The sequence below is a fragment of the Pseudomonas sp. KBS0710 genome (assembly GCF_005938045.2).
Taxonomy (GTDB): Bacteria; Pseudomonadota; Gammaproteobacteria; order Pseudomonadales; family Pseudomonadaceae; genus Aquipseudomonas.
Genome location: NZ_VCCF02000001.1, coordinates 4,085,183 through 4,103,679, shown reverse-complemented (window position 1 = coordinate 4,103,679; position 18,497 = coordinate 4,085,183). Strand labels below are relative to the sequence as shown.

Below are 18,497 nucleotides of genomic sequence, written 5' to 3'. Positions count from 1 at the left end.
CATTCCCGCAGGCTCTTCCTTGCCTGCGGGCCTTGCTCGAAGGTTCTGCCGTGACCAGCGTCAACCAACCCGCTCCACCCGTTCCTGCCGTTCGCAGTGTGCTCGCCGCCTTGATGCTGGCGATCTTCCTGGGTGCCCTGGACCAGACCATTGTCGCCGTGTCGATGCCAGCGATTTCTGCGCAGTTTCACGATGTAAACCTGCTGGCCTGGGTCATCTCCGGCTACATGGTGGCGATGACCGTGGCCGTGCCGATCTACGGCAAGCTTGGCGACTTGTACGGGCGTCGGCCGATGATGTTGATCGGCATGGGTGTGTTCACCCTGGCCTCGCTGTTCTGCGGCATGGCGCAAAGCATGGAGCAGTTGGTGCTGGCGCGGATTCTCCAGGGCATCGGTGCCGGCGGGATGATCTCGGTGAGCCAGGCGATCATCGGCGACATCATCCCGCCCCGCGAGCGTGGGCGTTACCAGGGTTATTTCAGCAGCATGTACGCGGTGGCCAGTGTGGCCGGGCCGGTGCTGGGCGGGTACATGACCGAATACCTGTCGTGGCGCTGGGGGTTTTTGATCAACCTGCCGCTGGGCGCCGGCGCCTGGTACGTGGCGCACCGCACACTGGTGGGCCTGCCGGTGCCGCAGCGCAAGCCGATTATCGATTACCTCGGCACCGTGCTGATGATCATCGGCCTGACTGCCTTGCTGCTGGGCATCACTGAAATCGGCCAGGGCCATCATTGGCGTGACGAGCAAGTACTGGGGCTGTTGGCCTGCGCGCTGGTGGCCTTGACGGTGTTCGTGTGGCACGAACGCCGGGCGCGTGAGCCGTTGTTGCCGATGCACCTGTTTGCCAACCGCAGCGCGGTGCTGTGCTGGTGCACGATTTTCTTCACCAGCTTCCAGGCGATTTCCCTGACGGTGTTGATGCCGTTGCGTTATCAGACGGTGACCGGCTCGGGTGCCGACAGCGCCGCCTTGCACTTGCTGCCGTTGGCCATGGGCTTGCCGATGGGCGCTTATTTCGCCGGGCGCATGACCTCGGTGACCGGGCGCTATAAACCGATGATTCTGACCGGCGCGTTGTTGAGCCCGCTGGCGATTCTCGGCATGGCCTACAGCGCGCCGCAAGCCGTGGCGCTTACAGCGGTGTTTATGCTGCTGTGCGGGATTGCGGCGGGGATGCAGTTTCCGACGTCCCTGGTGGGGACGCAGAACTCGGTGGAGCAGCGCGACATTGGCGTGGCCACCAGCACCACTAACCTGTTCCGCTCGCTGGGCGGGGCGGTCGGGGTGGCGTGCATGTCGGCGCTGTTGCTGGCGTTGTTGCAGGATTCAAGCTTTGCGCATTTGGCCAGCGGTGCGCTGGGGGCTGAAGGCAGTTCCGGCAACGTGTTGCTCGACGGCCTGAACGCCGCGCCGGGCCCTGCGCAGGATGCCTTGCGCGGGGAACTGGCGGTGACGTTCCGGCATTTGTTGATGGTGAGCGCGGCGGTGTCGTTGCTGGGGTTGGCGGCGGCGATTGCGATGCCCAATCGTGTGCTGCGTGGCCGTGAAGACAAAGCACGTTAACTGACACAATGGATGGCATTCCAACTTAGATCAGGGGCTGTAGTACCCAACCGCCACCATCAAATGCCCGGCCTTGCGCACGTACGCATGCTTGTTTTCAACCTTCTCGGTCACCGGGTTCTTCCAGCGGTACTTGTATTCCCCCTGATCCTGCTCGGCCATCAGCTTCAGGATCGGCTCACCCACCGGCTTGCCATCCGGGTCTTTGATCTTGCGAAAGTCGGTATTGATCAGGCGCAGGTTGGTGCCGTGCGCCACATAGCGCCCGGTATCCAGGTCAACCACAAACACATACAAATCATCCTGCAGAAACCCGCCCTGCAGTGAATTGATCGCCTTGAGCGTGCCGGCTTCATCCTTGAGCAGAGCATTCACTGCCTTGTTGCGCAGCGCCCGGGCCTGCTCCGGCGTGGCCCGTGGCAAGTAGTAACCCACCGCGAGAATGCGCTCACCCACGCGCTGGTAAAACACACGCTTGTGCTCAACCTTGCCGTCGTTCCAGTTCTGCCAGCGGTAGTCGGCTTGTTGGATGCCTTGGCCTTCGGGCACGGTCAGTGCCTTTTTGAACGACGCTTGCAGGTCTGGCCCGAGCACTTCGGACACATCGCGGCCGATCAATGCAGAGGAGGGCCCGCCGCTGGCCAGCAGCACACCCTTGGTATCAACCACGAACACGTAGCGGTCATGGTCGATAAACTCACCCTGGCGGCTGAACGCGGCGAACGCCTTGTCGCCGTTGCTTTGAAAGTAGGTGACGGCCTTTTCCAGCAACGCCTTGGCGGCCTGGGCGTCCTCATCCTGAGTGGCCGCGTGCACCTGGCTGAAACCCAGCAGCAGCAGGCAGGTGAGTCGGAGCAATCCCTTCATTACCGATCCCTCTTTATTGTTGATGTGAGCACAGCGTAGACGGCTCCTGCTCAGGGCGCCGCCAGCCATTGATTGACGATGCCGTCATACACCCCGGTGGCCATGCTCAGGTGCAGCCACTGGTCGACATAGCTTTTCCATGCCACGTCGTCGCGAGGCAGCAAAAAGGCTTTTTCGCTGTATTGCATCTGCCGCTCAGGGTTGACCGCACACAGCCCAGGCTTCTGTTTTTGCTGGAAGCGCGCTTCGCTGGCGTCGGTGATCATCACGTCGGCCTTGCCCGCCAGCAGTTCGTCGAAAATCGTCACGTTGTCATGCAGGCGGATCTGCGCTTTGGCCAGGTGGGCGCGGGCAAACACCTCATTGGTGCCGCCTGCCGGCTCGATCACGCGCACCTGCGGCTGGTTGATCTGCTCGACGCTCTGGTAACGCTGCACATCGGCGCAGCGCACCAGCGGGATCTTGCCGTCAACGCCGAGAGGCTGGCTGAAGAAGGCTTTTTTCTGGCGCTCCAACGACACCGAAATGCCGCCCACCGCGATGTCGCAGCGCTGGGCGAGAAAGTCCGGCATCAGGGTTTTCCAGGTGGTGGGCACCCATTTGATGTTGGCATTGAGGCTCTTGGCCAGGGACTCGGCCATGGCGATATCAATGCCTTCATAGCGCCCATCGGCACGCAACGCGGTGTAGGGCTTGTAGTCGCCGGTGGTGCAGACGCTGAGGGTGCCGTTTTGCAGCACCTCGTCCAGGCGTGAGTCGGCCAGGGCGTGGCTGGTCACGCTTGCCAGTAAACAGAAGGCCAGGGGCGTTTTCATGCGGTCGAATCCTTGGGCATGCTCGGGTCGCCATTATTTCCAGCTAAACGCAGGGATGGCAATTGTTTAGCCAGGCTGCAACCAAACTCCGTCAACCCTGAATTGAACAACCTTTGCGCGCGTGTGACGCTGCCGGGCATCTACCTCACTGTGAATCCCGCATGGACGGCTCTCCCGACACTCACCTCGCGACACTGCCGTCCGCGCTCGCCTTCTGGGCCTTGTTCCACTGCCGACACGCGCGCCCACCAGATACCTTTCTCCTACGTTGATCTGCCCCATGGATGACGCGCACCTGTGCGCATCTGCCCGGCGGCGCCCGTGCGCCTGCCTGACGCAAACGTATGAGAGTTCCCATGAGTGTTTTTGCCAGCCTGCAAGAAGCCCAGTCTTTTCTTGAGCAACACCCGGACATCGAAATGTTCGAGCTGTTTATCCTCGACAACAACGGCGTACCCCGCGGCAAGTTGCTGCACCGCGATGAGCTGCTGGCGGTGTATGAAAGTGGCCGCCCGTTGCCCAGCACCATCCTGGGCCTGACGATTAACGGCGATGACGTGGAAAACTCCGGGCTGGTGTGGGAAGTCGGCGATATCGACTGCCGTGCCTACCCGGTCAGCGGCAGCTTGCAGCGCATGCCGTGGCGCCTGATCCCGACAGCCGCTGTGCAAGTCAGCATGCACCCCACCGAAGGCTTGCCGGCCACCGTGGCGGACCCTCGGCATGTGCTGGCCAAGGTGATCGACGGGCTCAAGGCAGACGGGTTTTACCCGGTGATGGCGGCGGAGTTGGAGTTTTACCTGCTCGACCAGAAACCCGACAGCAACGGCCGCCCGCAACCGGCGCGGGATGTTGACGGTAATCGTCCACGCTCGACCCAGGTATACGGCTTGCGTGAGCTGGAGCAGATCGAGCCGTTCCTGGCCGACCTCTACAGCGCTTGCAAGCTGCAAGGCATTCCGGCGCGCACGGCGATTTCCGAGTACGCGCCGGGCCAGGTGGAAATTACCCTGGAACATCGCGCCGATGCTCTGCAGGCCATGGACGAAGCGGTGCGCTACAAGCGCCTGGTCAAGGGCGTGGCGCATAAGCATGGGATGACGGCCTGCTTTATGGCCAAGCCGTTCGATGACCTGGCGGGCACCGGCATGCACATGCATGTGAGCCTGGCGGATGCTCAGGGCAATAACCTGTTCGCCAGTGAGGCGGCCGATGGCACGCCGCTGCTGCGCCAGGCGGTGGGCGGCATGCTCAGCACCTTGCACGATTCGCTGCTGATGTTTTGCCCGAATGCCAACTCCTACCGGCGCTTCCAGACCAACAGTTATGCGCCGCTGGCGGCTACCTGGGGCGTGGACAACCGCACCGTCAGCCTGCGCGTGCCGGGTGGGCCGGCTCATTCGCGGCATATCGAACACCGGATTTGCGGGGCCGACGCCAACCCTTACCTGGCTGCCGCTGCCATCCTGGCGGGTATTCACCGAGGTATTCGCGAACAGCGTGACCCAGGGGCGCCGGTGGAGGGCAACGGGTACGCCCAAGCCAATGCATTGCTGCCCACTGACTGGCTGACCACCTTGCGTGCGCTGGAGGGTTCCAGCTGGGCGCGGGAGACGTTTGGCAGTGAGTTTCTCGGTGTTTATTTGGCGGTGAAACGTGCGGAGTATCGCCAGTTCATGGGGGAGGTGGGGGAGCAGGATTGGCGTTGGTATCTGCATCAGGCGTGATCTGCTGGCAGCAGATTTGGATACACCGAAGAGCTGCTTTTCTGTGGGAGTTACGGTTTCAACCTTTTTTTCACGTTGCAGTGGTTAAGCTGCGGTTCAAGGTCGTTCACTACCGTTCCACCCACATGAGCCCGCGATGTCGCCACAACCTCCATCCTCTATCGAGATCGAATTCGCCGAACGCTGTGACCGCGAGCATGCCCAGGTCTGCGGCAACACGCGTCCGCCCGCGCTGCTCAAGCGTCTGTCGGCCTGGCGCGATGAACGGTTGGTGCGCCAGGCGTTGAAAGTGGCCGGCGAGCCCGGGTTGATCCTCGACCTGGCGTGTGGCTCTGGCCGGTTCTGGCCCGTGTTGGCCGAACACGTCAACCGGGTGATCCTGGCCTCGGACAATTCCCAGGACATGCTCGACCATGCGCGCACCCACCACCCGGCGGCGTTGCTCAAGCGGGTCAAAACATTCCAGGGTTCGGCGTTTTCCATCGGCCTGTCGGCCAACGCGGTGGACTGCATTTTCTGCCTGGAGTTGTTTCGTCATGTGCCCGGCAGCGACGTGCGCATGGCGCTGTTGCGCGAATTCCATCGCGTCAGCCGCGACACAGTGATCGTCTCGGTGAACTCACGCACACTGGTGGAGGACGAATTCCGCCAGGCCGGTTTCAAAGTCCTCCATCAACAGGAGTTCCTGCCGGGCTCCAAGCTGTGGCGTGTCTACGTTTTGCGTAAGAGAGGCTAACTCCCGCCTGCCGGACTATTCTCCATCTCTTGTAAGAGTTTTCATGATGGTGTGTGCACTGCGGATGCTCGCAAGTCCCTTTCGCGATATATACTGCGCGCCATTCTTCAAGGGAGAGCCGTGTGGCCATCGATATTCACTGGATCTGCGACAACGATAGCCTCGGCCAGCATTGCGCCGAATGGCAGCAGTTGCCATTCGTCGCCCTCGACACCGAATTCATGCGGGTCGACACTTTTTATCCCATTGCCGGGCTGATCCAGATCGGTGATGGCGTTCGCGCTTACCTGATCGACCCCCTGACCATCGATAACTGGCAACCCTTGGCCGCCTTGCTGGAGAACCCGGCGGTGATCAAGGTGGTGCACGCCTGCAGCGAAGACCTGGAAGTGCTGCTGCGCCTGACCGGCAGCCTGCCGGTGCCGTTGGTCGACACGCAATTGGCGGCGGCGTACCTGAACCTCGGTTTCTCCATGGGCTACTCGCGGCTGGTGCAAGCAGTGCTCGACATTGAGCTGCCCAAGGGTGAGACCCGCTCGGACTGGCTGCAGCGGCCATTGTCCGAGACGCAAGTGAGCTACGCCGCCGAAGATGCGGTGCACCTGGCCGAAGTTTATGTGCGCTTGCGCCCGCAGCTATCGGATGACAAATACGCCTGGGTACTGGATGACGGCGCCGAACTGGTGGCTAACCTGCGCCGCGAAGTCGACCCGTATGAGGTGTACCGCGACGCCAAGCTGGCGTGGAAACTCTCGCGTGCCCAGCTCGCCGTATTGCGCGAACTCTGCGCCTGGCGCGAGCAGCAGGCCCGCGCCCGAGACCTGCCGCGCAACCGCATCATTCGTGAGCACTCGTTGTGGCCCCTGGCCAAATCCCAGCCGGATAACCTCGCCGCGTTGGGCAAGATCGAAGACATGCACCCGCGTACCGTGCGTCAGGATGGCCAGTTCCTGCTGGACCTGATCAAACGCGCCGGCAGTGTGTCGATGGACCAGTGGCCGCCCGCTGTGGCTGAGCCGCTGCCGGTGGACGCTGCTGCGCTGATCAAGCAACTGCGCGCCCTGGGCCAGGCCGAAGCCGAACGCCTGGAAATGGCACCGGAACTGATGCTGCGCAAGAAAACCCTCGAAGCCCTGGTTAAAAGTGGCTACCCCGATGGGCCTTATACATTGCCAGACTCGCTGCGTGGCTGGCGCCGCGAGTTGATGGGCCAGGCGCTGCTCGACAGCCTGGCCACTGCCGGAGAACAGCCTTGAAACGTATTTGCTCCATCTATCGCAGTTTGAAAAAAGACGGGATGTACCTCTACGTGCTCAAAAGCGATGCGCTGGAGCGCGTACCTGAGCCGTTGATGGCCGCCTTTGGCAAGGCCCATCTCGCGTTCGAGATGATACTGACGCCCGAGCGCAAGCTGTCGCGCGAGGACATTACCGTGGTCCTGGAAAACCTCGACAAGCAGGGCTACCACCTGCAAATGCCGCCGGCCGAGGACGAGTACATCGAGCACTTGCCCGAAGAGCTGCTGCGCCGCAACGACCCGATGTAACCGGTCAGTGCCCCGTTCGGGGCACGTTCTTTTATGGACTCGTATTCGATGGGCGGTGGCCGTAAGGAAGCGGGCGGCCGTCTGCAGTGTTTTTGAAAGGTTTGAACCATGCGTGTTCTGATTGCTGAACAGGATCACCCGCTCTACGCCCAATTGCTGAGCGAAGCGGCCCCGGACGTTGAGGTGTTGACCAGCGGCGACTCGGCCGAACTGTCGCGCCTGGCCGCCGATTGCCCGGTATGGCTGGGCCAGCCGGACCTGCTCGCCACGTTGCTGCGCCAGGGGCATAAGCCGCAATGGCTGCAATCGACCTGGGCGGGTATTACGCCGCTGCTGGCCGATGGCTTGCCGCGCGACTATCGCCTGACCCGTGCGGTTGGCATTTTTGGCCAGGTCATGGCCGAGTTCGTGCTCACCTATATGCTCGGGCACGAGCGCGAAGTGCTGGCGCGGCTGGTCAGCCAGGTCGAGCGCAAATGGGACAACCGCATGGGCCAGAGCCTGGCCGGGCGCAAGGTGCTGGTGGTTGGTACCGGCGACATCGGCCAGAGCGTTGCCGACTTCCTGGTGCCGTTTGGCGTCAAGCTCTACGGGATTGCCAGCAGTGCGCGGGAGCAGGCACCGTTTATCGAAGTGGCCGGGCTGGAGCAACTGAGCCGGCTGGTGGGCGAGGTGGACTATGTGATTAACCTGCTGCCCAACACCCCCGAAACCCATGATTTGTACGACGCGGCGCTGTTCAAGCAATTCAAGCCGACCGGGTTGTTTATCAACGTCGGACGCGGCGTGGCGGTGGTCGATGCCGATTTGGTCGAAGCATTAAAAGAAGGCCACCTGGCCGGCGCGGTGATCGACGTATGCCGTCAGGAGCCACTGCCGCAGCGCCATCCGTTCTGGACCGCCTGGGGCTTGCTGCTGACCGGGCACAGCTCCGCGCCGACGTCGCCGGGGATGATGGTGGAGTTGTTTGTGCAGAATCTGCGGGCTTATCAGGCCAAGGATGCGCTGCGCGGGGAAGTCAGCTTCGAACGCGGTTACTGACACAACACATGGCAAATGTTGTAGCTGGCTTATGTGGGAGCTGGCTTGCCTGCGATAGCATCACCTCGGTCTACCTGATTCACCGAGGTGCCTGCATCGCAGGCAAGCCAGCTCCCACACAAGGCCTCACACATTTGGGTTCTACGCAAGGCTTACAGGCTGAAGTCACCTTCCGACACCAGCTCGCTCAGCGGCTTGCGCGGGCTCGGCGCTTCACGACCTTGCAAGTACTCCGGCAAGCTCGACTTGTCGCCCAGCTTGCCCACCGCTACGGCTGCATGCAGCGCGTAACCTTCTGGAATCTTCAGCTCCTTGCGGGTCAGCTCCTGATCGAAACCGGCCATGCCGTGGGTGTGCCAGCCGCTGAGGCTGGCTTGCAGCGCCAGGTGGCCCCAGGCTGAGCCGGTGTCGAAGGTGTGCCACAAGGCCGGGGTTTCTTCGCTGGCGCCCGGGGCGGTGAAGTCGGTCTTCGAGGCGATGATTACCAGGGCCGACGCGTGTTGCGCCCAATTACGGTTGAATTCATTGAGCAGACCCAGGAAACGCTCCCAGTTTGGCGTGTCGCGGCGCGCGTAGAGAAAGCGCCATGGCTGCGAGTTATAGGCCGACGGCGCCCAGCGTGCGGCCTCGAAGAAACTCAGCAGGGTCTCTTGCGGGATGCTTTCGCCGGTAAAGGCACGCGGCGACCAGCGCTCGGTGAATTGGGTGTGGATCGGGTAATCGGCAACGCGTGTCATGGGCAGTTCCTGATCGTCAATTCGGCCCTCAAAGCTACTGCGCGCCCACTAGACTGACAAGTGTTGTTACACCGCCAGTCGTAAGCGCTTGGTTCCGGGAGCCTTGGGCACTAGACTGGCGGCCTTTTCACCTATCGATACTGATGTAGAGCCATGGCCGCCAAAGTCGAACCTTTCTGGATACGCAAAACCCTTGAACACCTCGACCAGGAGGAGTGGGAGTCGTTGTGCGACGGCTGTGGCCTGTGCTGCCTGCAAAAGCTTGAGGATGAAGAGGACAACAGCGTCTATTACACGCGCATCGCCTGCAAACTGCTGGACCTCAAAACCTGCCAGTGCAGCGACTACGCCAACCGCCGCGCCTCGGTGCCCGATTGCATCCAGCTCACGCCGGGCCAGGCCGACCAGTTCAAATGGCTGCCGCCGACCTGCGGCTACCGCCTGGTCAGCGAACGCAAGGACCTGCCGCTGTGGCACCACTTGGTGTGTGGGGACCGCGATGCCGTGCACCATGAACGCATTTCCCAGTCCGGCCGCATGCTCGCCGAAGGCAGCGTGCCCGAAGATGACTGGGAGGATTACCTGATCTTCCGCGCGGGCTGAAAAAAGGAGTGTGTATGAGGGTGGCAACCCGGCTGGCGGCATCCTTGGTGCTGCTGGCATTGAGCCTGCCTGCGTGGTGCGCGAAGAAAGTCGACCTCGATTATCACGTCAAGCTGCTGCCCCAGAGTGATCAGGCTGAGGTGCGCGTGAGCCTGTCCCAGGGCTCGGCCGTGCGCAGCCTGAACTTCGATTTGGGCCGTGACGGCGACTACAGCGACTTCAAGGCCGACGGCCAATGGCAGGTCACCGGCAGCCGTGGCCTGTGGCAACCCAGCGCCGACAAGGCCAGCCTGACTTACCGCGTGCGCCTCACCCATGCGCGTAAGGCGGGCGTGTATGAGGCGCGGATGACGCCGAGTTGGGCGCTGTTTCGCGGCGAAGACCTGGTGCCGGCTGCGCGGCTCGATCAGCAGGACGGTATCGAGTTGGTGTCGCGGCTGATGTTCGAGTTGCCGGCCGGCTGGAAAAGCGTTGAAACCGCCTGGCCGCGTGTCGGCAAGCACAAGTTCCGTATCGACAATGTGTCCCGCCTGTTCGACCGGCCCACCGGCTGGATGCTCGCGGGTAACCTGGGCAGTCGTCGGGTGCGGCTGGGTGAAACCGAAGTCACCGTGGCCTCGCCCAAGGGCCAGGCCATGCGCCGCATGGACGTGCTGACGCTGCTGACATTCGTGTGGCCGCAAGTAGAAGCCGCGCTGCCACGCCATCCGGCCAAGCTGTTGATCGTCGGCGCCAGCGACCCGCTGCGCCGTGGCGCTTTCGCATCGCGCGACTCGATCTACCTCAACAGCCGCACGCCGCTGATCAGCGAAAACGGCAGCAGCGCGTTGCTGCGCGAAGTGGTGCAAGCCATTGGTCGTTTCAACGACCACGATACCAGTGACTGGATCAGCGAAGGGTTGGGCGAGTATTACGCCATTGAACTGCTGCGGCGTGCCGGCGGCATTACCGATGAGCGCTATGCGGCAATCCAGACGCGGTTGGCCAAGGAAGGCAAGGGCGTGACCAGCCTGCGCGGCGATCAGGTCAACGGTGCGACCGTGGCGCGGGCGGTGCTGGTGTTGCAGGAGCTGGACCGCGAGATCCGCGTCAAGACCCACAACAAGCGCTCGCTGGATGATCTGGCACAGGCAGTGATGCGGGCGAACAGCGTTACTACGGCGGAGTTTGTGCAGTTGGCCGAGAGTGTGATTGGCGAGTCGTCGGTGGTGCTGGACTCCAAGTTACTGCACTGATTCCAGCCTTGCACACAGCAAAAATGTGGGAGCGGGCAAGCCCGCTCCCACAGTTGACCGCATTCAGCTTGATTATTTAGTGGCTTTCTCCGCCGCCACTTCAGCCTTGGTCTTCAAGTTCTTCAACTCTTCGCCCGCGCGTTCGATCTTGGTACGCACGCTGTTCATTTCCTGACGACCTTGCTCCAGCTTGTCCTTGAGCGAGCTGTGCCCGGTTACGCCGCGCACCAGCGCCACGCCACCAATCGCCACCTGGATCAGCCCGAAGATGCCGCCACGGCGCAGGCCTTTGCCGACCATCATCACACCGCCGGCCACCGAAAGAATGCGTTCCGACCCGTGCACGTTTTGCTCGCTTTTGGGGGCGGGTTGCAGGTGTTCGATGATAGGTCGCAGGGTTTTGCTGTCGCTCATGGTGTGTCTCCAACAAAGGCAAGTGTAAGTAGCTGACTGTTTGCAGGCGGCGGATGTTCCCGAAATATCAGTACTTGGGGCCTGAGCGGGTGTTGTTGCCCTTGGCCAGACGGTCGTAGAGCACCACATTGACGGTGGCGGCCAGGTTCATGCAGCCGGTGGTCGGGATATACACCACGTCTTCACACCAGTCGCGGATCTCTTTGTCCAGCGAGCCGTCTTCGGGGCCGAAGATGTACAGCGCGCGGTCGGGGTGCGTGTACTCGGGCAGCGGGCGGGCGCCTTCTACCAGCTCCACGGCGACCGGGATACAGCCCAGCGGCAGGATCTTTTTCAGGTCATCGATGCCGATCAGCGGAATGTCGTGGTGGACCTTCTTGGTGTCGGTGATGAAGTCCCGGGCGCGCTCGTAACGCACGCCGGTGTAAAACACCGAGGCCACGCCGTAGCAGCCGGCGGCGCGCATCACCGAGCCGACGTTTTCGGGGGATTTGGGGTTATACAGACCGATGCAGCTGTAGCGTTTATTGCCCACGGGGAAGGGTGCCTTGGAGGAAAACCGCGATTATACGGCCTTGGAGGCATGTGTTGCTTGGGCGATCGCTATCGCGGGCAAGCCCGGCTCCCACACTTGGAATGCATTCCCCTGTGGGAGCTGGCTTGCCTGCGATGAGGCCGGCACAGACAAAGAAGGGCTTCAGTCGTCCTTCTTCATCAACCCCGCCAACGCCGCAAACGGGTTGTGCGTCGCCTTGGCAATCGTCGGGCTGCTGGTGGAGCCTTCGCCGAAATACTGCTGGTCGGTGTAGCGCGAGTGTTCGTTGTCGTGGCAATACAGGCACAGCAACTCCCAGTTGGAACCGTCCTGGGGGTTGTCATCATGATTGTGGTTGCGATGGTGTACGGTCAGTTCGCTCAAGCGTTTGCCGGCAAACTCACGGGCACAGCGGCCGCACACGTGCGGGTACATCTTCAAGGCTTTGTCGCGGTAGCCCATTTCCCGGTCGCGCTGGGCATCGGCGAGGATGCGGTCCAGCTTGGCGGTGTGGGAGGGCGGGTTGGTCGAGCTCATCATGGCTCCTGGCTATTTGGGGGTTCACGGATAGGGTTGATTCTAGCCGCTTGCGCGGTAAATGACCGCTGGCTTTTTCAGCGGCGGTACAGCCTGGCTTGAGCGAACGTTTGTAGTATCGGCACATTCACTTCACAAGGATCTGAAACCTATGCGTGTGTACACATGGACCGCAGCCCTGCTGCTCAGCGTGCTGGCCGCTCAAGCCCAGGCGTTCTCTACACCCAAGCCCGGCCAGGTAATCGAGGTGGCCCTTGAGCAACTGCACCCGACCCAGGCCGTGGTGGGCTTTGACCAGATCTACTACAGCCTGGGGCTGTTCGCCGACAAACCGGCCAAGGTGTTCGACGAATACTGCGAAACCAACGGCCAGGGCGCCGCCGACAACGTGCCGAAGAAAGCCGACCTGCACCAACCCACCAGCTTTACCTGCAAGGACCCGGTGGGCACCCATCCCGATGACATGAAGACCGTGGTGGTCGGCCCCGGTGGCCAGTTGTACCTGACCGACGGTCATCACAGTTTCACCACCTTGTGGGAAGTGCCCGGCGGCGGCCCGCAATTGAAAATGTGGGTCAAGGTGACCGATGACTTCAGCAACAGTGCCGACATGAACACCTTCTGGCAGCGCATGGAGGCGGCCCGCAAGGTCTGGCTCAAGGACAATCAAGGCCAGACCCTGCCGCCGCAGCAACTGCCTGCGCACCTGGGCTTCAAGAACCTGCAGGACGATACGTTTCGCAGCCTGGTGTACTTCACCCGCAAGGCCGCCTACGGCAAGCCGGACGATGGCGCGATTGCCCCGGAATTCCTGGAGTTCTACTGGGGCAACTGGCTGCGCACGCAGATTGACTTGAAGGCGTACAACCTGAACAAAAAGGGCGGCTACAAGGATGCGATTGAAGCGGTCGCCAAGCGTATGGTCAGCCTGGCGCCGGGTTCGCAGGTGGGCAGCAGCGGTTTTACTGCCAAGCAGCTGGGCGGTATGACCAAGCTGGATCAGGGCGAACTGGACAAGACCTTCGAGAAAAAAGTGCCGTATGTGATCGATTACCGCAAATCCCGAAACTGACACAGGAGCAATGTGGGAGCTGGCTCCCACATTTGGATCTATGGCGTTTGTGGGTTTGCCTCAGCCCTTGAGCTTCTCGGCAATCCAGATGGTATGCCGGGTGCCCTTGTTGCCATGGGCGAACACCTGCACTTCCTCGGCCTTGAACCCGGCTTTGCGCAGTTTGTCGCTGAACAGCTTGTCGGCGCTGGCTGACCACACCGCCAGCACGCCTTTAGGCCGCAGCGCCTTGGCACACGCGGCCAGGCCACCGGCCGAATACAGCCAACTGTTGGCTTTTTGCGTCAGGCCTTCGGGGCCGTTGTCCACATCCAGCATGATCGCGTCAAAGCCCTGGGGCTCGGCCTGCAGCACTTTGGCTACGTCTTCCAGGCGGATCACCGTGCGTGGGTCCAGCAGCGGGCGGCCGGACTTTTCCCCCAGTGGTCCGCGGTTCCATTCCACGACGCCAGGCACCAATTCCGCCACCACCACTTCGGCGCTCTTGCCCAAATGCTTGAGGGCCGACGCCAGGGTAAAGCCCATGCCCAGGCCGCCGATCAATACCCGCGAACCCGGCCTGCCGGCGACTTTGCGGCAAGGAATTTCCGCCAGCGCGTCTTCGGAGCCATGCATGCGCGTGTTCATCAACTGGCCGCCGTCACCGCCCTGGATCTTGATGACAAAATCCTCGCCGTATTCGAACAGGCACAAGGCACCGCCGTTGTCGGGGATCGGAGTGGTGTCGAGCAGAACGAAACGTTTCATGGAAATCTCATTGGGAAGGGCATTCTTGCGCGGTTGGGAGTAGCCTTACGACATTCCGGTCAGGCCATGGAGCCATCGATGAAGTGCAGCATTCTAACGGTCATTGCGTTGAGCGCGCTCACATTGGGTGCGGCGCAGGCACAAGAGGCGCAAACCGTGCCCGTGGCGCCTACGCCAACCCCCGGTGCGCCGGGCACGCCGACGCCCACCTTGTACCCGCAAGTCACCCCGCCCGTGGCGCCCAAAGCCAGCGCGAATGGTTCGCCCGCGCTGGTGCCGATAGTGTTGCCAACGCCACCCAAGGATCAGACGGTGCCCGGCCTGCTGCAAAATGACAGCAAGCCGAAGACGCCCGGTGGTTAAAATTGCTGGGACAGTAACTGCCCATCGGCCATGCGCAGGCGCTTGGACAAGGCAATCGCAATCGCGCGAATGATCTTGGCCGCCACTCTGGGGGCTTCGTTGAGCATTTTTTCCAGCGCATCCTTGCCCAGGTTCAACAGCACGCAATCACTGGCGGCCACGCAGCTGGCAGAGCGCCGCTCGCCGTCCAGCACCGCCATTTCGCCAAAGGCCCGGCCGCTGCGCAGGGTGGCGATGGTCAGGCGCTGGCCGCTGTGATTGGTTTTTTGCACGGCCACCTGGCCGCTGTGCAGGATGCACATGAAGGTGCCGGCATCGCCCTCGAGGAAAATCACCTCATCGCGGGCGATGCTGCTGATATTGAAGTAGCCGGCGGCCACGTGAAAATCTTCCGGTAACAGCGGGTCGAACAGGCCGCAATCCATGAGCATGTCGCGGATTTCGTTGTTCATCAGAGTCGGTAATGGCATAGCTGCAATCTTGGTCCATCAATCAAGTGGGGCGGTCTTGTGTTCAGACAGGACCGCCCCACTAAGTTCCTTAAACGAGGCCCAGGGCCTTGAAGACAAATCCATATTCGAGCGCTACGTCACGTAACCCCTGATAACGCCCGCTCATCCCGCCATGGCCGGCACCGAGTTCAGTCTTGAGCAGCAACAGGTTGCGGTCGGTTTTTGTGTCGCGCAATTTGGCCACCCACTTGGCCGCTTCCCAATACTGCACGCGGCTGTCGTTGTAACCGGCGATCACCAGCATATGCGGGTAAGCCTGGGCCTGGACGTTTTCATAGGGCGCGTAGGCCTTGATGCGTTCGTACACCTCAGGCTCTTGCGGGTTGCCCCATTCGTCGTACTCGGTGATGGTCAGCGGCAGTTCCGGGTCGAGCATGGTGTTGAGTACGTCGACGAACGGCACTTCGGCAATCGCCGCCTGGAACAGCTCCGGGCGTTGATTGAGCACCGCGCCGATCAACAGGCCGCCGGCGCTGCCGCCGCTGATAGCCAGCTGCTTGGAGGTGGTCAGCCCTTCGGCGATCAAGTGCTCGGCGCAGGCGATAAAGTCGCTGAACGTGTTCTGTTTATGTTCCTGCTTGCCATTGCGATACCAGGCTTCACCCAGTTCGCCGCCGCCACGTACATGCGCGATGGCAAAGGCCACGCCGCGCTCCAGCAGGCTCAGGCGCGCATGGGAAAACCACGGGTCGAGGCTTGAACCGTAGGCGCCGTAGCCATAGAGGTACAGCGGCGTGGGTTTGCCCAGCTGATCACGCTTGACCACCAGGCTGATCGGCACCTGAGTGCCATCTGCGGAAGTCGCCCACAGCCGTTGGCTGACATAATCGTCGGCGTTGAACACCCCGAGAACCGGGGTTTCCTTGAGCACCATCTGCGCGCCGCTGGACAGTTCAAGCTGGCGCACCTGGGCCGGACGGTTCAGGGCTTCATAACGCAGGCGAATCTTGTCGCTGGCAAATTCCAGGCTGTTCTGTACGTAAAGGCTGTAGGCGGCGTCAGGCAACTCCACACGGTAGGCGGTCGAACCCTGCGGGTGCACTTCGATCACCGGCAAGCCGCCGATGCGCAGGCTCAAGGTCATGGCGCCAGCATTGAGGGTCACGCCGTCGAGCATCACGTCGTCGCTGTGGGGGATCAGGTTTTGCCATTGATCCTCGCTTGGCGCAGTGCCCGTGTCGGCGGCGACGAACAGCGCATAGTTGATGCCATCACGGTTGCTGCGGATAAACCAGGTCCATTGGTTATCCAGCATGCCGTGGTCGACGTCGTATTCATGGTCTTCAACCCGTCGCGCCAGGCAGGTGAATGCCTGCTGCGGCTGCTCGGCGTCCAGCACCCAGATTTCGCTGGTGGTCTTGCTGCCCAGGGCCAACAGTAGTTGGCGCTCGGAGCTGGAGCGGTAGCAGTGCAGGAAGAACCGCCCGTCGGGCTCGTGGAATACTTCCTGCGCTGCCGTGCCATCCAGGCGGTAGCGGTAAAGCTTGTGCGGGCGATGGGTGTCGTCCAGCTCACCGAAGAACAGCGTCAGGCTGTCGTTGGCCCAGGTCATGCTGCCGTCGCAGTCTTCGAACTCCAGTTCGCTGACCTTACCGGTGGCCAATTCCTTCACGTACAAGGTGTAAATCTCTTCACCATTGGTGTCGAGGCTGTAGGCCAGGCGCTGGTGGTCGGGGCTGATGCTGAACGCACCGAGGGAGAAAAAGCCGCCGTTGGCCAGCACGTTCGGGTCCAGCAGCAGTTCTTCGCTGCTTTCGTCCACGGTGTTGCTGTCATCCGCCGGGCGACGGCAGCGGTAGTGGCGGGCGTATTCATCACCGGCGGTGGTGCGCGTGTAATACAGGTACGGGCCCCATGGCGAAGGCAACGACAGGTCGGTTTCCAGGATGCGGCCCTTGATCTCCTCGAACAGGCTTTCACGCAGGGCTTTCTGGTCGGCGAGCTGGGCTTCCTGCCAGGCGTTTTCGGCTTTGAGGTAATCGAGGACTTCAGGTGTGTCACGTTCTTGCAGCCAGGCGTACGGGTCGGGGCCTTGGGCCTTGCGGGCGATCGGGGCGGTCGATAGGGGCATGGATCACTCTCTGTCTGGCGGATGGTGGCAGGCATTGCAGCCGAGACACGCAAAAGCCGTTATCATAGCCGCCTCTTTGCCAGCCTTGCCATGGACACCATGACCGAGAACGACTATCTGACCGCTTGGGGCCTTTACGCCTTCGCCGCTTTGGGCTGCCTGTTGGTGTGGTGGCGCATGACCCGCTGGATCTGGCGCTGGCTGCGCGAGCCGCTGCAATTGCTGATGGCGGTGTTGCTGTTCAGCCCGACCATCGTCGACCCGGTCAAGACCCAGTTTGCGCCAGCCGTGGCCATTACCGCCCTGGACCTGGTGCTGCATGTGGGCAATAACGCCTGGCGGGCCATCTCCGACCTGTTCATGTACACGATGATCGCGTTTGGCGTGTATATCGTGTTCGTGCTGATCCGCTGGCCCATTGAACGTGCCGCCAACGCCCGTCGTGAGCGCAAGGCCGCCGCCGACGCCGCACTGGCCGCCGAGCCGGTAGACGAGGACGACGAGCCGTTCCGTCGCCCGGCGCCTGCCGGCAACCTGCGGGTTGAGCCGCGCCTTTAACGTTGTAAGCCCTGCAGCGAGAGCCCTGGCATGTGTGAATTATTGGGCATGAGTGCCAACGTCCCCACCGATATCGTGTTCAGCTTTACCGGGCTGATGCAACGGGGCGGGCGTACCGGCCCCCACCGCGACGGTTGGGGCATCGCGTTTTACGAAGGCCGTGGCCTGCGGCTGTTCCAGGACCCGGCCGCGAGCAGCGAGTCGGAAGTTGCGCTGCTGGTGCAACGTTATCCGATCAAAAGTGAAGTGGTGATTGGCCATATCCGCCAAGCCAATGTGGGCAAGGTGAGCCTGGCTAACACTCACCCGTTCGTGCGCGAACTGTGGGGCCGTAACTGGTGTTTTGCGCATAACGGCCAATTGGCCGACTTCAACCCGCGCGCCACGTTCTACCGGCCGGTGGGCGATACCGACAGCGAAGCGGCGTTCTGTGACCTGCTCAATCGCGTGCGCGAAGCCTTCCCGGAGCCCGTCGACATCGAGCAAGTGCTGCCGGACCTGATCGCCGCCTGCGCCGAATACCGCAGCAAAGGCGTGTTCAACTGCCTGCTCAGCGACGGTGACTGGCTGTTTTGCTACTGCTCGACCAAACTGGCACAGATCACCCGGCGCGCACCGTTTGGCCCGGCGCGCCTGAAAGATGTCGACGTGATCGTCGATTTTCAGGCTGAAACCACGCCCAATGACGTGGTCACGGTGATCGCCACCGAACCCTTGACCGACAATGAAAACTGGACCCGCTACGAACCGGGCCAATGGAGCCTGTGGCGACGTGGTGAATGCGTCAGCCAAGGCGTTACCGAGTAAGGATAT

General features: G+C 61.8%; 21 protein-coding genes. 12 read left to right on the top strand and 9 right to left on the bottom strand.

Annotation, left to right across the window (positions count from 1 at the left end; translation table 11 throughout):
- Positions 1 to 50 precede the first annotated feature (50 nt).
- The gene (locus tag FFI16_RS18715; RefSeq protein WP_138816263.1) at positions 51 to 1,568 is read left to right on the top strand and encodes an MDR family MFS transporter; all 1,518 of its coding nucleotides are present in this window, start codon (positions 51 to 53) and stop codon (positions 1,566 to 1,568) included.
- A gap of 30 nt (positions 1,569 to 1,598) precedes the next feature.
- Here FFI16_RS18715 and FFI16_RS18710 read toward each other — a convergent pair whose 3' ends face one another.
- Together FFI16_RS18710 and FFI16_RS18705 are read right to left on the bottom strand one after the other, a co-directional pair.
- Positions 1,599 to 2,435, bottom strand: a complete 837-nt coding sequence (locus FFI16_RS18710) for a cache domain-containing protein (RefSeq protein ID WP_138816262.1) — start codon at positions 2,433 to 2,435, stop codon at positions 1,599 to 1,601.
- A gap of 50 nt (positions 2,436 to 2,485) precedes the next feature.
- Complete coding sequence (locus FFI16_RS18705; RefSeq protein WP_138816261.1) at positions 2,486 to 3,250, bottom strand: transporter substrate-binding domain-containing protein; 765 nt, start codon at positions 3,248 to 3,250, stop codon at positions 2,486 to 2,488.
- Between the two features lie 356 nt (positions 3,251 to 3,606).
- Between FFI16_RS18705 and FFI16_RS18700 the strand changes: the two genes are divergently transcribed.
- The 5 genes from FFI16_RS18700 (at position 3,607) to FFI16_RS18680 (ending at position 8,300) form a co-directional block, all read left to right on the top strand.
- Positions 3,607 to 4,977 carry a glutamine synthetase family protein gene (locus FFI16_RS18700; RefSeq protein WP_138816260.1) on the top strand — a complete coding sequence of 457 codons (1,371 nt, stop codon included), beginning with the start codon at positions 3,607 to 3,609 and terminating at the stop codon, positions 4,975 to 4,977.
- A gap of 136 nt (positions 4,978 to 5,113) precedes the next feature.
- Positions 5,114 to 5,713 (top strand): class I SAM-dependent methyltransferase, encoded by a 600-nt coding sequence (locus tag FFI16_RS18695; RefSeq protein WP_138816259.1) that lies wholly within the window; start codon positions 5,114 to 5,116, stop codon positions 5,711 to 5,713.
- 122 nt (positions 5,714 to 5,835) lie between these two features.
- Positions 5,836 to 6,969, top strand: coding sequence for a ribonuclease D (gene rnd, locus FFI16_RS18690; RefSeq protein WP_138816258.1), 1,134 nt, complete (start codon positions 5,836 to 5,838; stop codon positions 6,967 to 6,969).
- The gene (locus FFI16_RS18685) at positions 6,966 to 7,259 is read left to right on the top strand and encodes a YcgL domain-containing protein (protein ID WP_056857316.1); all 294 of its coding nucleotides are present in this window, start codon (positions 6,966 to 6,968) and stop codon (positions 7,257 to 7,259) included. The genes rnd and FFI16_RS18685 overlap by 4 nt, the downstream gene beginning before the upstream one ends.
- A gap of 108 nt (positions 7,260 to 7,367) precedes the next feature.
- Positions 7,368 to 8,300, top strand: coding sequence for a D-2-hydroxyacid dehydrogenase (locus FFI16_RS18680; RefSeq protein WP_138816257.1), 933 nt, complete (start codon positions 7,368 to 7,370; stop codon positions 8,298 to 8,300).
- A gap of 152 nt (positions 8,301 to 8,452) precedes the next feature.
- Here the strand turns inward: FFI16_RS18680 and FFI16_RS18675 are convergent, their stop codons facing one another.
- Positions 8,453 to 9,037 carry a nitroreductase family protein gene (locus FFI16_RS18675; RefSeq protein ID WP_138816256.1) on the bottom strand — a complete coding sequence of 195 codons (585 nt, stop codon included), beginning with the start codon at positions 9,035 to 9,037 and terminating at the stop codon, positions 8,453 to 8,455.
- A gap of 153 nt (positions 9,038 to 9,190) precedes the next feature.
- Here FFI16_RS18675 and FFI16_RS18670 point away from each other — a divergent pair, with 153 nt between their 5' ends.
- Both FFI16_RS18670 and FFI16_RS18665 read left to right on the top strand, forming a co-directional pair.
- Positions 9,191 to 9,640, top strand: coding sequence for a YcgN family cysteine cluster protein (locus FFI16_RS18670; RefSeq protein ID WP_138816255.1), 450 nt, complete (start codon positions 9,191 to 9,193; stop codon positions 9,638 to 9,640).
- Between the two features lie 14 nt (positions 9,641 to 9,654).
- Complete coding sequence (locus FFI16_RS18665; protein WP_138816254.1) at positions 9,655 to 10,875, top strand: hypothetical protein; 1,221 nt, start codon at positions 9,655 to 9,657, stop codon at positions 10,873 to 10,875.
- Between the two features lie 72 nt (positions 10,876 to 10,947).
- Here FFI16_RS18665 and FFI16_RS18660 read toward each other — a convergent pair whose 3' ends face one another.
- From FFI16_RS18660 to FFI16_RS18650, 3 genes are all read right to left on the bottom strand, one after another.
- Entirely contained in the window at positions 10,948 to 11,289 is a 342-nt protein-coding gene (locus FFI16_RS18660) for a DUF2892 domain-containing protein (RefSeq protein WP_017137388.1), read from the bottom strand.
- Between the two features lie 67 nt (positions 11,290 to 11,356).
- On the bottom strand, positions 11,357 to 11,824 hold the full coding sequence (locus FFI16_RS18655) for an RNA methyltransferase (RefSeq protein WP_003189607.1): 468 nt from the start codon (positions 11,822 to 11,824) through the stop codon (positions 11,357 to 11,359).
- 162 nt (positions 11,825 to 11,986) lie between these two features.
- Positions 11,987 to 12,361: a YajD family HNH nuclease gene (locus tag FFI16_RS18650; protein WP_003210675.1), complete on the bottom strand. Its 375-nt coding sequence runs from the start codon at positions 12,359 to 12,361 to the stop codon at positions 11,987 to 11,989.
- 151 nt (positions 12,362 to 12,512) lie between these two features.
- Between FFI16_RS18650 and FFI16_RS18645 the strand changes: the two genes are divergently transcribed.
- Positions 12,513 to 13,433 (top strand): ParB/Srx family N-terminal domain-containing protein, encoded by a 921-nt coding sequence (locus FFI16_RS18645; protein ID WP_138816253.1) that lies wholly within the window; start codon positions 12,513 to 12,515, stop codon positions 13,431 to 13,433.
- Between the two features lie 60 nt (positions 13,434 to 13,493).
- Here FFI16_RS18645 and FFI16_RS18640 read toward each other — a convergent pair whose 3' ends face one another.
- A complete protein-coding gene (locus FFI16_RS18640; protein ID WP_058419598.1) occupies positions 13,494 to 14,180 on the bottom strand; it encodes a spermidine synthase in 687 nt (228 codons plus the stop codon).
- Between the two features lie 78 nt (positions 14,181 to 14,258).
- Between FFI16_RS18640 and FFI16_RS18635 the strand changes: the two genes are divergently transcribed.
- Entirely contained in the window at positions 14,259 to 14,543 is a 285-nt protein-coding gene (locus FFI16_RS18635; RefSeq protein WP_138816252.1) for a hypothetical protein, read from the top strand.
- Here the strand turns inward: FFI16_RS18635 and FFI16_RS18630 are convergent.
- Complete coding sequence (locus tag FFI16_RS18630; protein WP_065929158.1) at positions 14,540 to 15,013, bottom strand: cyclic nucleotide-binding domain-containing protein; 474 nt, start codon at positions 15,011 to 15,013, stop codon at positions 14,540 to 14,542. The genes FFI16_RS18635 and FFI16_RS18630 overlap by 4 nt on opposite strands.
- Before the next feature lie 70 nt (positions 15,014 to 15,083).
- Complete coding sequence (locus tag FFI16_RS18625) at positions 15,084 to 17,126, bottom strand: S9 family peptidase (protein ID WP_138816251.1); 2,043 nt, start codon at positions 17,124 to 17,126, stop codon at positions 15,084 to 15,086.
- 21 nt (positions 17,127 to 17,147) lie between these two features.
- On the opposite strand from FFI16_RS18625, the gene FFI16_RS18620 reads away from it, so the two are divergent.
- Together FFI16_RS18620 and FFI16_RS18615 are read left to right on the top strand one after the other, a co-directional pair.
- Positions 17,148 to 17,684, top strand: coding sequence for a hypothetical protein (locus FFI16_RS18620; protein WP_063611647.1), 537 nt, complete (start codon positions 17,148 to 17,150; stop codon positions 17,682 to 17,684).
- Between the two features lie 30 nt (positions 17,685 to 17,714).
- Positions 17,715 to 18,491 (top strand): class II glutamine amidotransferase, encoded by a 777-nt coding sequence (locus FFI16_RS18615; RefSeq protein ID WP_003189615.1) that lies wholly within the window; start codon positions 17,715 to 17,717, stop codon positions 18,489 to 18,491.
- The last annotated feature ends 6 nt before the right edge of the window (positions 18,492 to 18,497 follow it).

Excerpts from the sequence above, each read along its gene's own strand:
- FFI16_RS18710 (WP_138816262.1), bottom strand. The coding sequence starts at position 2,435 with ATGAAGGGATTGCTCCGACTCACCTGCCTGCTGCTGCTGGGTTTCAGC.
- FFI16_RS18705 (WP_138816261.1), bottom strand. The coding sequence starts at position 3,250 with ATGAAAACGCCCCTGGCCTTCTGTTTACTGGCAAGCGTGACCAGCCAC.
- FFI16_RS18700 (WP_138816260.1), top strand. The coding sequence starts at position 3,607 with ATGAGTGTTTTTGCCAGCCTGCAAGAAGCCCAGTCTTTTCTTGAGCAA.
- FFI16_RS18695 (WP_138816259.1), top strand. The coding sequence starts at position 5,114 with ATGTCGCCACAACCTCCATCCTCTATCGAGATCGAATTCGCCGAACGC.
- FFI16_RS18680 (WP_138816257.1), top strand. The coding sequence starts at position 7,368 with ATGCGTGTTCTGATTGCTGAACAGGATCACCCGCTCTACGCCCAATTG.
- FFI16_RS18675 (WP_138816256.1), bottom strand. The coding sequence starts at position 9,037 with ATGACACGCGTTGCCGATTACCCGATCCACACCCAATTCACCGAGCGC.
- FFI16_RS18670 (WP_138816255.1), top strand. The coding sequence starts at position 9,191 with ATGGCCGCCAAAGTCGAACCTTTCTGGATACGCAAAACCCTTGAACAC.
- FFI16_RS18665 (WP_138816254.1), top strand. The coding sequence starts at position 9,655 with ATGAGGGTGGCAACCCGGCTGGCGGCATCCTTGGTGCTGCTGGCATTG.
- FFI16_RS18660 (WP_017137388.1), bottom strand. The coding sequence starts at position 11,289 with ATGAGCGACAGCAAAACCCTGCGACCTATCATCGAACACCTGCAACCC.
- FFI16_RS18650 (WP_003210675.1), bottom strand. The coding sequence starts at position 12,361 with ATGAGCTCGACCAACCCGCCCTCCCACACCGCCAAGCTGGACCGCATC.
- FFI16_RS18645 (WP_138816253.1), top strand. The coding sequence starts at position 12,513 with ATGCGTGTGTACACATGGACCGCAGCCCTGCTGCTCAGCGTGCTGGCC.
- FFI16_RS18640 (WP_058419598.1), bottom strand. The coding sequence starts at position 14,180 with ATGAAACGTTTCGTTCTGCTCGACACCACTCCGATCCCCGACAACGGC.
- FFI16_RS18635 (WP_138816252.1), top strand. The coding sequence starts at position 14,259 with ATGAAGTGCAGCATTCTAACGGTCATTGCGTTGAGCGCGCTCACATTG.
- FFI16_RS18630 (WP_065929158.1), bottom strand. The coding sequence starts at position 15,013 with ATGCCATTACCGACTCTGATGAACAACGAAATCCGCGACATGCTCATG.
- FFI16_RS18625 (WP_138816251.1), bottom strand. The coding sequence starts at position 17,126 with ATGCCCCTATCGACCGCCCCGATCGCCCGCAAGGCCCAAGGCCCCGAC.
- FFI16_RS18620 (WP_063611647.1), top strand. The coding sequence starts at position 17,148 with ATGGTGGCAGGCATTGCAGCCGAGACACGCAAAAGCCGTTATCATAGC.
- FFI16_RS18615 (WP_003189615.1), top strand. The coding sequence starts at position 17,715 with ATGTGTGAATTATTGGGCATGAGTGCCAACGTCCCCACCGATATCGTG.